This window comes from Pseudomonas sp. GM55 (assembly GCF_000282395.1).
Taxonomy (GTDB): domain Bacteria; phylum Pseudomonadota; class Gammaproteobacteria; order Pseudomonadales; family Pseudomonadaceae; genus Aquipseudomonas; species Aquipseudomonas fluorescens_CC.
In genome coordinates this window covers 1-13,455 of the sequence record NZ_AKJJ01000103.1, presented here as the reverse complement: position 1 = coordinate 13,455, position 13,455 = coordinate 1, and the positions used below count along the sequence as shown (strand labels likewise).

Below are 13,455 nucleotides of genomic sequence, written 5' to 3'. Positions count from 1 at the left end.
TCCCGACCTTAACAGCGCTTTTGCTCGTTGTCCGGCTTTTTTTGTGTATGAAAATTTATCTTTTTACAGGGGTTGAATTGTTCAGCGTACAGACCGATTGTGTAACCAAGAGGTCACGGTGATGACGCCCAAGGGCTTAGCTGACCGGCCTCTCGCGAGCTAGCTGAAATAAGGGATGAACTATGCAAATCCAAGTCAATAGCGATAACCATATTCAAGGCAGTAAACGACTGGAGGAGTGGGTACGTACAACCATTGAGAGCACGCTCGAACGCTACGAAGAGGACCTGACACGGGTCGAGGTTCACCTGCGGGACGAGAACGGCGACAAGCCGGGTCCCCACGACATGCGCTGCCAGCTGGAGGCGCGGCCAAAGGGCCATCAACCGGTTTCCGTCACCCATAAAGCCTCCACCATGGAGCAGGCGATCGACGGTGCAGCGGCCAAACTTGAACATGCGCTGGAGCATATGTTCGGCAAATTGCGCGGTAAACGCGCCAACGTGGTACCCATCGAAAGTGGTACCCATGCCGACCGGCTGCTGGAAGAAGAGTTTCTGGAAAACGAACAGGCGGCGCTTAACGGCTGACACCTGATTCACTTTTTACCTTCCCATGAGAACGGGCCTGCATCGCAGGCCCGTTTTGGTTTCAGGTGTTTGTCAGCACTGCCACAAAAGCGATTGGCATTGCGCCGCAACCAACAGGCGCAAAAGAGGGGTTCATCCGATCCTTTTGCGTATGAGAATATTTATCATTAGTATTGTGGCCTTGCCGGTCCCCTGATGCTGTCGTGGCCTCACCCGGTTTCCAGTCCGATTACCGTGTACGCGCAGTATTGAATCGATGATCACTCTCCCTCCCGAACCCCGCGATATAGAGCGTGACCAGCAGCGCGGTGACCGTGCGCACTTTCTCGAGGTGTTTCTCTCCCAGCGTTCACAAATGGAAGCGCTGGTGAGTCGGCGTGTCGGTTGCCGGGCGACGGCGGCTGATCTGGTACAGGACTTGTTCCTGCGATTCTGGCGGCGGCCGCTGGTGCAAGTCGAGGAACTCAGCACCTACCTGTTGCGCTGCGCCGGTAACATCGCCATCGACCATTTGCGCAGTGAAGGCACGCGGGTCCGGGCCAGCGAAGGTTTGATGGTGGAACCCCCGGACAGCCATGACAGCGGACCGCAAGCGGCGCTGGAGGCGGGCAACGATTTGCGCCACGTCGAAGCTGCGTTGCGTGCGTTACCGGAGCGCACGCGGCAGATTTTTTTGCTCAATCGCATTCACGGCCGCAAATACGCCGAGATCGCCAAGGCCATGGGCTTGTCCCAAAGTGCCGTGGAAAAACATATGATGCGCGCCCTCGAAGCCTGCAAGGCGAGCCTTCGGGAACCCGAAACACGTACGCCAGGGAAAGCACCGTGAACAACTTCGAACGCGTCACCCCGACGCCCGCTCAGGAGCAGCAAGCGCTGGTCTGGTTGAGTCTGTTGCATGACCGGCCCAGCAGCGCTGACCAGACTGCTTTCAGTCATTGGTTGCAGGCCGACCCCGCCCATGCCGAGGCTTATTCTCAGGCGCAAGTCTTGTGGGAGTTGAGCGAAGGACCGGCGCGCACGCTCGCCGATGAAGACGCCCTGGCCTTGCAGGGGTATCTCAACGCAATGAGCAAGTCGCGGCGCAGCACGGTCGGACGCTGGTCCGGTGCGCTGGCGATGGCCGCGTGTCTGCTGTTGATGATCAGTATCGGCACAGGCTGGCAGCCATCGCGCTGGATTGATGACCTGGGCGCGGACTTCGTCTCGGCACCGGGGGAAATCCGCACCGTCACCCTGGCCGATCAGTCGCAGGTGACACTGGATGCCGACAGTGCCATTGCCGTGGATTTCAGTCGCGGCGAGCGGCATGTGCAATTGCGTCGCGGCGCCGGTTTTTTCAGCGTGTCGCATACGGGGCAACCGTTTGTGGTCGATGCGGAAAAAGGCCAGGCGCGGGTCCTGGGCACGCAGTTCGAAGTCCGTTTGCAGCCCCGCGGTGCACAGGTCACGGTGCTGTCCGGGCGAGTCGGCGTGACGGCGCACAAAAACGCCGAGCAGCAAATTCTCACCGCCGGCCAGCAAGTCGTCTATGGCGAAGGCTTGGCGGACAAACTCCACGCGGTGGACAGCGAAACGCAATTGGCATGGCGCCAGGGCTGGCTCAATTACTACAAGGCGACGTTGGCCGATGTGGTGCAGGATCTGCGGCGCTATTACCCGGGACGGATCGTGATGCTCAATGATGAACTGGCAGCACGCCGGGTCAGTGGCAGCTTTCCGAGCAGGAATCCGCAGGCCGTGTTGAGTTCGTTGCAGGGCGTGTTGGGGTTTGAGCAGCATCAGGTGTTGGGGCATCTGATTATTTTGCGTTAAAGCTGCTGGCCTCTTCGCGGGCAAGCCCGCTCCCACAAGGTTCGAGTCGGTCACAAATTTGGGGAGCAACATGAAACCTGTGGGAGCGGGCTTGCCCGCGATTGGGCCGGACAAGCCCCCCACATATCCATGAATAAAAATATTTTCAAATGTTTGCTGAGGTAAACCCGATTGCCATCCGTGTAGTGACTGAAACTGCGAGTCATTCGCATCCGTTGCGGTTCTACACAGGTCATGAGTCATGAAGTCCAGGGCAAAATCGGGTTCGGTCAAACAATGGTTGGGTGTGTCTGCGTTGAGCTTTTCGGCATTGGCGTCGTTGCCGCTGAGCGTGGCGCTGGCCGCAGAGACGGGCAGCAGCCAACCGCGTGCGCAGTTCAGTTTTTCGCTGACTGCCAAACCGCTACCCCAGGCCCTGAGTGATTTCAGCCGGGTGACCGGCATCAGCGTCGTCTACACCGATGAGGCGCCGTACGGCCTCGATGCACCGGCAATCAATGGCCAGATGAGCGCCGAACAGGCCCTGCAGCGTCTGCTCACCGGTTCGGGGCTGACGTTCCGTCGCACCGACGGCCACACCATTGCACTGGAACCACGGCCGACTGAAGGTGCGTTGAACCTGGGCGCGACTACCATCACCTCGGTGATGGATGAGTCCATGAGCTACCAGCCGCCACCGACCTCTTCGGTGATGCGTTCTTCGGCCCCGATTCAGGAAATCCCGCAGACCATCAATGTCGTCCCGGCCCAGGTCATCCGCGACCAGGCACCGCGCAATCTCGATGATGCCTTGGCCAATGTCAGCGGCATCACCCAGGCCAACACCCTGGGCAGCACTCAGGACTCGGTGATGGTCCGCGGCTTTGGTGACAACCGTAATGGCTCGATCATGCGTGACGGGATGCCGATCGTGCAGGGCCGTGGCCTCAACGCCAGCGTCGACCGGGTTGAAGTGCTCAAGGGGCCAGCCTCGTTGCTCTACGGCATTCAGGATCCGGGTGGCGTGGTCAATATGGTCAGCAAGAAGCCCGAGCTTGAGCAGTACAACGCCTTGACCTTGCGCGGTTCGAGCTATGGCGACGGCAAGAACGGCAGCGGCGGCAATCTGGACAGCACCGGTGCCCTCGGCGATTCCGGACTGGCCTACCGCATGGTGCTGGATCACGAAGACGAAGATTACTGGCGTAACTTCGGCGTGCATCGCGAGAGCCTGGTCGCGCCATCGCTGGCCTGGTTCGGCGAAAGCACCAAGCTGCTATTGGCCTATGAGCACCGCGAATTCCTCACGCCCTTCGACCGTGGCACGCTGATCGATCCACGGACCAACCATCCGCTGGACATCTCGCGCAACGAGCGTCTCGACGAGCCGTTCAACAACATGGAAGGGCGTTCGGACCTCTATCACTTCGAGGCCGATCATGAACTCAACGACAACTGGAAAGCCCATTTCGGCTACAGCTGGAACCGCGAAACCTACGACGCCAGCCAGGTGCGCGTGACCGCCATCGACACCCAAAAGGGCACCCTGACTCGCAGCATGGACGGTACTCAAAATGCGATCAGCACCGACCGTTTCACCACCGCCAGCCTTGAAGGCAACGTAAATGTGTTCGGCATGCAGCACGACTTGCTGTTCGGCGTCGATGACGAGTACCGCAAGATCTTTCGCGAAGACCTGATCCGCCAGAAAAGCCGCACCACGTTCAGCTACGTGAACCCGGTCTATGGTCAGGAAGTGCCGGGCACTACCGTCAGCGAGGCTGATAGCGCGCAGACCGATGAATTGCGCAGCGATTCGGTCTTCCTGCAGGATTCCATCCACCTCAGCGACCAATGGATTCTGGTGGCCGGCGCGCGCTTCCAGGAATACGACCAATATGCCGGCAAAGGCGTGCCGTTCCACGCCAACACCGACAGTAACGGGCAGAAATGGGTACCGCGTGCTGGCCTGGTGTACAAGTACACCGATGCCTTGTCGTTCTACGGCAGCTACACCGAGTCGTTCAAACCCAACTCGACCATCGCGCCGTTGAGCGGCAGCAGTACCGTACTTGACGGCAGTATCGCGCCGGAAGAGGCCAAGTCCTGGGAGCTGGGTACCAAGCTTGATCTGCCGGGGCGCGTCACCGGCAACATTGCGCTGTTCGACATCAAGAAACGCAACGTGCTGGTGGCCAACGCCGAAGGCCCGATCACGATTTACAGTGCCGCCGGCGAAGTGCGTTCCCGTGGCCTGGAAGTGGACTTGAGCGGTCAGCTCACCGATCGCTGGAGCATGATCGGCAGCTATGCCTACACCGATGCCGAAGTCACCGAAGACCCGGTTTACAAAGGCAATCAACTGCAAAACGTGGCGAAGAACAGCGGCTCGCTGTCGGCGGTCTACGACTTTGGCACCCTTGTTGGCGGCGATCAGTTGCGGGTCGGTGCCGGGGCACGTTACGTCGGTGAAAGGCAAGGTAACGCGGTGAATGATTTCGAGTTGCCGAGCTACACCGTGGCCGATGCGTTTGCCACCTACGACACCAGGGTCGAAGGGCAGAAGGTCAAGTTCCAGATCAACGTGAAGAACCTGTTTGACCGCACCTACTACACCTCGGCGGCGAGCCGGTTCTTTGTGTCGATGGGCGATTCGCGGCAGATTTCACTGTCCAGCACGCTGGAGTTCTGACGACAGGCCGCGTCATCGTTCTTCGCGAGCAGGCTCGCTCCCACAAAGGAATGCACTGAACCTGTGGGAGCGGCGGTGCGGCGATCCGACTTGCCCGCGAAGGCGGCCGTACAGGCGATAAAAAATCGGGACTAGCGCAAAAACGCCTGTCGATATTCGCCGGGCGTTGCGCCCAGGGCCTGGCGAAAGCGGTTGGTGAAGTGGCTGGCACTGGAAAAGCCGCAAGCCAGGGCAATCTCCCCCAGTGGCTGCGAGGTCGTGCGTAGCAACGCCCGCGCCCGGTCAAGGCGCCGTGCCAGCACGTACTGGTGGGGCGGCAAGCCGAAGCTCTCGCGAAACATTCGTGCGAAGTGGTATTCCGACAACGCGCATAACGCCGCCAACTGACCGAGGCTGATGGCCTCGCCCAGTTGGCTGTCGATGAACTCCACCAGATACCGACGCTGATGTGCGGCCAACCCACCTTTAAGGCGCAGGCCCTGACGCACATTCACCTGGCTGAGCAGGGCATGGCTGAGCAGTTCGTGAGCCAGGCTGCTGGTGAGCAGACGCTCGCCCGGCTCGTCCCAGTTCAAGGCGATCAACTGCCGAAAGCGCAGCGCCTGCTGCGGATCATCGAGAAAGGTCTGCTCGCGCAGCTGCATTTCCCGTGGTTCGCGATCGAGCAGGGTGACGCAGCCGAGAGCAAATTGTTCGGGGCTGAAATACAGGTGTGCCAGGCGAATGTCGCCGTTGATCACCCAACCTGACTGGTGATCGGCCGGCAGGATGCACAGTTTGTCCGGCCCACCCCTGTTGCCGGGCTGGTCGCGGCGAAAGGTGCCGGTGCCGCCGGCGAGATAGCAGGACAAGGTGTGGTGGCTGGGCGCTTCGTATTCCTGGGCGTCGTGGTGATTGCTCCACAAGGCCGCAGACAAGCCGTCACCGAGCTCGGCGCTGTGCTCGAGGCGAGCATTCGGCGAGCGGTTGAGGGCTTGAAAGACTTGTAGGGTATCCAGTGCAGCCATGATCGTTGCTCTCTAACACCTGCATCCAACGCCTTGCATCCTACTCCGTAGAGGTGCGCCTGCCAGCCAGTGGCCAGACAAAAGCGCAAGTTTATGCAAGTGCGCCCAGGCGTGGCGAAGGACACTGGGTTCCTATTGAGGAGCCTCTGTCATGAACCTTTCTTTGTACTTGCTGACCGTGCTGATCTGGGGCACCACCTGGATCGCCTTGAAATGGCAACTGGGCGTGGTGGCCATTCCCGTGTCGATCGTCTATCGCTTCGGACTCGCTGCGCTGGTGCTGTTCGTGATCCTGCTGCTCAGCCGACGCCTGCAAGTGATGAACCGTCGCGGGCACCTGATCTGCCTGGCTCAGGGCTTGTGCCTGTTCTGCGTCAACTTCATGTGCTTCCTCACCGCGAGCCAGTGGATCCCCAGCGGTCTGGTGGCCGTGGTGTTTTCCACTGCTACCCTGTGGAATGCCCTCAACGCGCGGGTGTTCTTCGGTCAGAAAATCGCCCGCAATGTGCTGATGGGTGGTGCACTGGGCCTGCTTGGGCTGGGGCTGCTGTTCTGGCCGGAACTGGCCGGGCATACCGCCAGCCCGGAAACTCTGCTCGGCCTCGGCCTGGCCCTGTGCGGCACCTTGTGTTTCTCGGCGGGCAACATGCTCTCAAGCCTGCAACAGAAAGCCGGTCTCAAGCCGCTGACCACCAATGCCTGGGGCATGGCTTACGGGGCGGCGATGCTCTCGGTGTGGTGTCTGGTCAAAGGCATTCCCTTCGACATGGAAATGAGCGCACGTTACATCGGGTCGCTGCTGTACCTGGTGATTCCGGGATCGGTGATCGGTTTTACCGCTTACCTGACGCTGGTCGGCCGCATGGGGCCTGAGCGGGCTGCGTATTGCACAGTGCTGTTTCCGGTGGTGGCGCTCAACGTGTCAGCGTTCGTCGAAGGCTACCAATGGACGGTGCCGGCACTGTTGGGGCTGGTGTTGGTGATGTCGGGGAACGTACTGGTGTTTCGCAAACCCAAAGTGCCGTTGGTGCAGGGAACTGGCAAGTTGGCGTGATTCAGCCGAGAGGGGGCGAGAGCGACGGCTCTCAGCTCTCGATCCGCAAGGCAATATAGATCAGTGATAACAATATGAAGTCAACCGCTTGCCGCCCCCAGTCCCTGTAATTCCATTTGGCTGATTCGTCCATATTGAACCATTCGATACCGATGGCCTGAAAACAAACGTAATATATAAAGAGACCAATCAGTAATCCGATGACTGCAAATTTTTTTGATTCGTGGAACGCTTCCTTGCTGGCACTTATGTTTTTGTAAAGATAGTAGGTTCCTAGTATGCAGAAGAGTGTAAACATGATTTCAAGTGTAATGATCAGCCAAAAGATCCGATGATGAAGCAGGGGCGATGTAATGGCTCTATAGCTGTGCTTGTGTAGGTTTGGGGTCGTGTCCATGCTCAGTATGTGGCTGAGATACTCGTAGTTTGTGGAGTAATCGGTGAGGTTGTTGTAAGTTGTCAGTAGTCCGAAAAAACTGACAAATAGCAGAATCGTGACTTTGCTGATTCTAATAGTCTGGTTGGTGTTAAATGAATTCAAGGCGGTTCTCCATTATTGTCAAGGAAAGTTTCCTTTCAAGTAATGGATTCTAGCGGGTGGTTCTGTTGTTGGGTGATGTGCTGAATTGCAAAGTGTGTATTAGTTGGTTTGAAGTATGTTTTAATCGAGCTACCGAGAGCAAAGGGCAGGCGCTGGTAACACCTGCCCGTTTTGCATCAGCCCTTCCAGACTTGCGGGTTGACCAGGTCCTGCGGTCGCTCGCCCAACAGGGCACTGCGCAAGTTGGCCAGGGCACGATTGGCCATTGCATCGCGGGTCTCATGGGTGGCCGAGCCGATGTGCGGCAAGGTCACGGCGTTTTTCAGCTGGAACAGTGGCGACTCGGCCAGTGGTTCTTTTTCGTACACGTCCAGCCCGGCACCACGAATGCGGTTGTTTTGCAGGGCTTCGATCAGCGCCGGTTCATCCACCACCGGACCACGGGAAATGTTCACCAGGATCGCGCTCGGCTTCATCAGCGCCAGTTCTCTGTGGCTGATCAGATGCTTGGTTTTCTCGCTGAGCGGCACCACCAGGCAGACGAAGTCGGCCTCGGCCAGCAACTGATCAAGACTGCGAAACTGTGCGCCGAGTTCCTGTTCCAGTTCGGTCTTGCGGCTGTTGCCGCTGTAGATGACCGGCATGTTGAACCCCAGTCGACCGCGACGGGCGATGGCGGCACCGATGTTGCCCATGCCGACGATGCCCAATGTCTTGCCATGCACATCACAACCGAACAGCTGCGCACCGACAGTGGCCTGCCATTGCCCGGCCTTGGTCCAGGCATCCAGTTCGGCGACGCGGCGCGCGCTGCTCATCAATAGCGCAAACGCCAGGTCGGCGGTGCTGTCGGTCAGTACATCCGGCGTGTTGGTCAGCATGATCCCGCGTTCGTTGAAATACGCCACGTCATAGTTGTCGTAGCCCACCGAGACGCTGGACACCACCTCCAGCCTGGCGGCGTTTTCCAGTTGGGCGCGGCCGAGCTTGCGACCGACGCCAATCAGCCCGTGGGCGTGGGGCAGGGCCTCGTTGAATTGGGCGTTGATGTCGCCGTTTTTCGGATTCGGCACGATGACGTCGAAATCCTGTTGCAGGCATTCGACCATTTGCGGGGTGACGCGGCTGAAAGCCAGTACAGTCTTTTTCATGGGAGGCGAGCTCGTCGGGCGGAGATAATGGTGAGCACGCTAACATTCTTCGCGGGATTTGTGCGAGTCGCCCAGCGGTCGTTGCAAGCTTGCAGCTTGCCGGGCGTCATCCAGTTATACTGCGGCCTTTCGCGGCTCGCTCACTGGGCCCGACAATTTGCGCACCACCCGGAGCTTTCATGACATCCCCGAAACAACCGCCGGTAGCCGACGCTTTGAGCGACGTACAGGCAGAGCTGCCAGACAGCGTCGACTCCAGCGCCGACAGCGAAGCCAAAGCCGGGATCCCGGCATTCAAATTCCCGTTCAAGCCGGGTGAGCTGGCGGCCGTCAAGGGCTCGAACCAGCCGTGGTACAAGAATGGCGCCAAGAACGGCCATACCAAGACCCCGGGCATGGCACCGCCAGGGACTCGCCGGTCGATGGGCAAGCGCTGATCGTCCGGAATTTTGGCAGGCAATAGTTTGTAGTGTGATAAAGACCGTTCCCACAAGGATAAGCGATTCGTCCTCTGGGAACTGCGGTGGCCTTCATTCAAAGATTCATGCCCCTGAATTTTTGAATGAAGGCCACCAACATGTCTCTGGCAAAAACCTTGTCTCTGCTTTCGCTTGTGGCTCTGACCACTGGCTGTGTGTCCTCAGCGCCCGATCCACAGATCCGCTTCGGGGTTGAAGCCCTGGTACCGCCGTTCGAGAGCCGTAACGACAAGGGCGAGCTGGTCGGATTGAACATTGAATTAGGGAATGCGCTGTGTGCTGAGCTCAAATCCCGTTGTGTCTGGGTCGACCAGGATTACGCCACCAACATCCATGCGCTTGAAGCCGACCGTTTCGATGTGATCATGCCCATGACCGCCACATCGGCGCGTCGGGAGCGGGTTGATTTCACCGATGACCTTTACCCTCTGAGCAGCCGTCTGGTGGCGCGCAAAGGTGCGAACCTGGAGCCGAATGTGCAATCGCTCAAGGGCAAGCGTGTCGGAGTCCTGACAGGCACCAGCCGTGAAGCATTCGCCAAGTCCCGCTGGGCCCCGGAGGGCGTGACGGTAATCAGTTTCAGTTTAAACAGGCAATTGGTCGACAGTCTGCTGGCAGGCGAGATTGATGCCACCCTGCAAGACTCCATTGAAATCACCCAGGCATTGTTAAGCCAGTCTCAAGGGCAAGGTTTCGATTTCGCCGGTTCTGCACTCAAGGACCCCATGCTGGGCAGTGGCGTGGCCATGGCGGTGCGAAAAAGCGACACCCTGTTGCGCGATAACCTGAATTCGGCCCTTGAACGTCTCAAGCAAAATGGCCAGTACCAGGCGATCACGCAGCGTTATCTGCCACCCGCCGCCCCAGACTCACCACATTACTTTGCGAATAAAGAAGGCTTGCCGTTTTCCGATGCGGTGCGGATCGGTGAGACCATTTATTTGTCTGGTGTGCTCGGGCTGGGGGCCGATGGCGGGCTGGTGAACGGTGGTATCGGCCCGCAGATGACCCAGGCAATGGAGAATCTGGGTGCCGCGCTGCAACGTAGCGGATCGTCTATGTCTCATGTGGCTAAATGCACGGTCATCCTGGCAGATATCAAGGACTTCACTGCGATGAATGCGGTGTACAGCCGCTTCTTCCCGGCAGATCGTCTGCCCGCCCGCACGACGTTTACTGCTAAAAGACTGATTGCAGATGCACGGGTGGAGGTCGAATGCCTGGCGGTTGCCGCGCGTTGATTGATCCTTGGCAAAGTCACGGTGCAGCGAAAGCTGTACCGTGAGAGGGTGTTTCAGGCCGATCGCAGGGAAATGAATGCGTAGCTGGCCGGCGCATCACTTACCACTTGCGCTCCCGCCGCCAGCACCTGGCCAGCAATATCCTCACTCGATACATGAAACAGCCATTCGCTGTTCCACTGCGGCAATGTCTGCCCGTTCAACTCATCGATAATCCTGGCGAACTCATTCATGTCCGGCAGATAAGCGGTAAACCCATCGCCCTTCAATGCTGTCGTCCGAATCCCCAGTAACGCGCAAATCGCGTCCTTCATCAGAATGTCATCGCGATCCGCCTGACGTGATAGCTGGATCAATTCCGACAGCTCCCGGTCGACCAGTTCACTACCGACGATCAGCTGCGGTCCATTTTCCCACGACTGTGGCGGACACTCCTTCAAGGCGATGTTCAGGGGAATGTGCGGATTTATTTCCATCGGATAGATGCGACATACCAATGGCCGGCGTTCGTAGATGCGGCAGAGATTGTCTTCGTCAAGATTTCGGCAGGCTCCGACATTGTAGGCGGCGAAGGTGATGGCCACGTACACCTCGGATTCGCCGCTGCGTGCCGCCGCGGAGCGGTGTTCGGCATGTTCCCGTTGTTGCACCGGCAGACCCAGGCCGTTGCCCGGAAAAGCTTCCACCAGCACGATCACCTGACCACCGTCGGCTGCCCACATCCGGGCTTCGCTCAAGGTCAGGGGCACATGGTGGTCGTTGCAGCATTTGCCGCAGCCTACGCAGGAAAACGTCGTATTCATTGAGCGTTGATTCGTATCACAGGGCATGAAACGGCGACAGAATGCCGCCGCAAAGGCCGCTATCGAAGCAAATTATGCGCCACTCTTTGCCTTGTTGGCCGGGCGGATGGAGTCCCATTCGGTGACGTACGCGGTTTTGCTCTTTTTGTTGTAGAGGCACAGCTCGGTGCCTTGTGCACCTTTCATGTGCTTTTGCGGGTACTGGCCCTGGAGCAGGAGTGCGGTGTAGCCGACCCGGTCATCGAACTGCGCGGCGTTGCCCACGGGTTTGGCATCCTTCAGACCGCTGGCCTTGGTGCAACTGGCGAGTACGGTTTTATCGTAGGTGGCCCAGGCATCAGGGCTTGAGGCGTGGGCCTGGGTGGCGATGGCGGTGAGGCAGAGAAAAGTCAGGGTTGCTGCTTTCATGGTTCCGGTGTCCTTGGATAGGCAATGGCCAAGGGTGAAGTATGCCTGACGGTTTTGGAGTGGTTGTGCCGGCCTCTTCGCGAGCCTGCTCGCAATGGCGATGTCAGAGCGGAACCGGCTCCCGGCGAACGGCACGCATCCCGACGCTTTCATATAGCCGTCGCGCCCGATGATTGTCTTCCCGTACCTTCAAATCCACAAATCCTTCGCGCCGCTGCTGGAACACCTTGAACGCCTGCAGCAACAGCGCACGCCCCAATCCCCGGCCCTGAAACCGCGGGTGCACTACCAGATTCTTGATATAGGCACTGGTCCAGCACTGACATACGCCCACCACGCCTTCGGCATCCCAGGCAATGAAGCACAGGCTCGGGTCATATTCCGGGTCGGTTTCGAACTGCCGTTGCCACATGTCCAGCGCGGCTACGCGTCCGCCGCCATCGAGATAACCGAACTCCATCAACCGATGCACGGCGGCACCCAGTTCGGGGCGGTACTCGCTCAGTTGCAGGCCGGCTGGCCAATCGGGGGGCGGCACGACGACAGAGAGGTCGCGCCGCATCAGCCAGCAGAAATCTTCGCTCAACACTCAATAACCCTGTTCGGCAACCGCCTTGGCCGCAGTGATCAGGCACTGGGTCAATTCCGGTGAAGAGAATTTGGTCAGCACCGCGTTCGCCCCGGCCAGTCGTGCTTTCTCTGCATTCATCGCACTGTCCAGCGACGTGTGCAGCAATACGTAAAGATGCGCGAAGTCCGGGGTTTCCCGCAGCGTGCGGGTGAAGGCGTAGCCGTCCATCTCGGACATTTCGATGTCCGAGACAATCAGGTTGATCTGCTGCGCGGTACCTTGCAGGTCCAGCAGGCAGTCGATGGCTTCCTTGGCGCTGCGGGCCGTATGGCATTGCAGTCCCAGGTTGCGCAGGGTGTGTACCGATTGCTGCAGGGCGACCTGGCTGTCGTCGACCACCAGGATGCGCGCGTTGCCGAGCAATTCGGCGTCTTCCATGCTCAGCTCGGTCGGCGCCATTTCGATTTGTGCCGGAGCGATGCCGTGGATGACTTTTTCGATGTCCAGCACCTGTACCAGGGTGCCATCGACCGACGTCACGCCGGTGATATAGGCACGCAAACCACCGGAGCCGAAGGGCGGTGGGCGAATGTCGGTAGTCAGGCAATGGACGATCTTGCTCACCGCCTGCACGTGCAGACCCTGCTTGGAGCGGCTGACGTCGGTAACGATCAGGCAGCCGCCGTTCGGGTCTTCCAGCGGACGCTCGCCGATGGCTCGGCTGAGGTCGATCACCGACAGCGAGGCACCGCGCAGGGTGGCGATGCCTTTGACGTGGGGGTGCGACTCCGGCAGCCGGGTCAGCGGCGGGCAGGGAATGATTTCACTGACCTTGAGCAGGTTGATCGCCATCAGCTTGCCGCTGCGCAAGGTAAACAGCAGAAGCGAAAGTGAGTCTGCGCGGGCTTTGGTGGTGGACATATGAACCTTCTCTGGAAAAAGGTGGCGGGCAATCCCGAGGATCGCCAATGACTTCGATGCCGGGTTATCGACTTGTCGGGGGCAGGCTTTAGGGCAAATGCCTCTATTGCCCACCAAATGGTGATTCGAACTGTAGGAGCCGGCTTGCTGCGGGCGGCGTTCCGACGATGGCGCCCTTAAGGACGCTATCGCCGGCAAGCCGG

Annotated in this window: 14 protein-coding genes; 7 read left to right on the top strand and 7 right to left on the bottom strand. The window is 59.0% G+C overall.

Annotated features, from left to right (window positions below; translation table 11 throughout):
• Nucleotides 1–182: 182 nt before the first annotated feature.
• From PMI31_RS23575 to PMI31_RS23560, 4 genes are all read left to right on the top strand, one after another.
• The gene (locus PMI31_RS23575; protein ID WP_008021437.1) at nucleotides 183–590 is read left to right on the top strand and encodes an HPF/RaiA family ribosome-associated protein; all 408 of its coding nucleotides are present in this window, start codon (nucleotides 183–185) and stop codon (nucleotides 588–590) included.
• A 256-nt stretch (nucleotides 591–846) separates the two neighbouring features.
• Nucleotides 847–1,419, top strand: coding sequence for an RNA polymerase sigma factor (locus PMI31_RS23570; protein WP_008021434.1), 573 nt, complete (start codon nucleotides 847–849; stop codon nucleotides 1,417–1,419).
• The gene (locus PMI31_RS23565; RefSeq protein ID WP_008021432.1) at nucleotides 1,416–2,405 is read left to right on the top strand and encodes a FecR family protein; all 990 of its coding nucleotides are present in this window, start codon (nucleotides 1,416–1,418) and stop codon (nucleotides 2,403–2,405) included. Before PMI31_RS23570 ends, PMI31_RS23565 begins: the two co-directional genes overlap by 4 nt.
• Nucleotides 2,406–2,646: 241 nt before the next feature.
• The gene (locus PMI31_RS23560; protein ID WP_008021429.1) at nucleotides 2,647–5,076 is read left to right on the top strand and encodes a TonB-dependent siderophore receptor; all 2,430 of its coding nucleotides are present in this window, start codon (nucleotides 2,647–2,649) and stop codon (nucleotides 5,074–5,076) included.
• A gap of 131 nt (nucleotides 5,077–5,207) precedes the next feature.
• On the opposite strand, the gene PMI31_RS23555 is transcribed toward PMI31_RS23560, so the two are convergent.
• A complete protein-coding gene (locus PMI31_RS23555; RefSeq protein WP_008021426.1) occupies nucleotides 5,208–6,083 on the bottom strand; it encodes an AraC family transcriptional regulator in 876 nt (291 codons plus the stop codon).
• 151 nt (nucleotides 6,084–6,234) lie between these two features.
• Between PMI31_RS23555 and PMI31_RS23550 the strand changes: the two genes are divergently transcribed.
• On the top strand, nucleotides 6,235–7,137 hold the full coding sequence (locus PMI31_RS23550; RefSeq protein WP_008021425.1) for a DMT family transporter: 903 nt from the start codon (nucleotides 6,235–6,237) through the stop codon (nucleotides 7,135–7,137).
• Nucleotides 7,138–7,168: 31 nt separating this feature from the next.
• On the opposite strand, the gene PMI31_RS23545 is transcribed toward PMI31_RS23550, so the two are convergent.
• Both PMI31_RS23545 and PMI31_RS23540 read right to left on the bottom strand, forming a co-directional pair.
• Complete coding sequence (locus tag PMI31_RS23545; RefSeq protein WP_008021423.1) at nucleotides 7,169–7,678, bottom strand: DUF2165 family protein; 510 nt, start codon at nucleotides 7,676–7,678, stop codon at nucleotides 7,169–7,171.
• Between the two features lie 176 nt (nucleotides 7,679–7,854).
• Nucleotides 7,855–8,829 (bottom strand): 2-hydroxyacid dehydrogenase, encoded by a 975-nt coding sequence (locus tag PMI31_RS23540; protein WP_008021422.1) that lies wholly within the window; start codon nucleotides 8,827–8,829, stop codon nucleotides 7,855–7,857.
• A gap of 179 nt (nucleotides 8,830–9,008) precedes the next feature.
• Here PMI31_RS23540 and PMI31_RS23535 point away from each other — a divergent pair, with 179 nt between their 5' ends.
• Both PMI31_RS23535 and PMI31_RS23530 read left to right on the top strand, forming a co-directional pair.
• Nucleotides 9,009–9,266, top strand: a complete 258-nt coding sequence (locus tag PMI31_RS23535) for a hypothetical protein (RefSeq protein WP_008021420.1) — start codon at nucleotides 9,009–9,011, stop codon at nucleotides 9,264–9,266.
• Between the two features lie 140 nt (nucleotides 9,267–9,406).
• Nucleotides 9,407–10,549: a transporter substrate-binding domain-containing protein gene (locus PMI31_RS23530; protein ID WP_008021418.1), complete on the top strand. Its 1,143-nt coding sequence runs from the start codon at nucleotides 9,407–9,409 to the stop codon at nucleotides 10,547–10,549.
• A 53-nt stretch (nucleotides 10,550–10,602) separates the two neighbouring features.
• Here the strand turns inward: PMI31_RS23530 and PMI31_RS23525 are convergent, their stop codons facing one another.
• The 4 genes from PMI31_RS23525 to PMI31_RS23510 all read right to left on the bottom strand — a co-directional run bounded on the left by PMI31_RS23525 (nucleotide 10,603) and on the right by PMI31_RS23510 (nucleotide 13,252).
• On the bottom strand, nucleotides 10,603–11,352 hold the full coding sequence (locus PMI31_RS23525; protein ID WP_008021417.1) for a YkgJ family cysteine cluster protein: 750 nt from the start codon (nucleotides 11,350–11,352) through the stop codon (nucleotides 10,603–10,605).
• A 72-nt stretch (nucleotides 11,353–11,424) separates the two neighbouring features.
• A complete protein-coding gene (locus tag PMI31_RS23520; protein WP_008021415.1) occupies nucleotides 11,425–11,760 on the bottom strand; it encodes a hypothetical protein in 336 nt (111 codons plus the stop codon).
• Nucleotides 11,761–11,863: 103 nt separating this feature from the next.
• A complete protein-coding gene (locus PMI31_RS23515) occupies nucleotides 11,864–12,322 on the bottom strand; it encodes a GNAT family N-acetyltransferase (protein ID WP_043302601.1) in 459 nt (152 codons plus the stop codon).
• A 27-nt stretch (nucleotides 12,323–12,349) separates the two neighbouring features.
• Nucleotides 12,350–13,252, bottom strand: coding sequence for a chemotaxis protein CheV (locus tag PMI31_RS23510; protein ID WP_008021411.1), 903 nt, complete (start codon nucleotides 13,250–13,252; stop codon nucleotides 12,350–12,352).
• Nucleotides 13,253–13,455 lie beyond the last annotated feature (203 nt).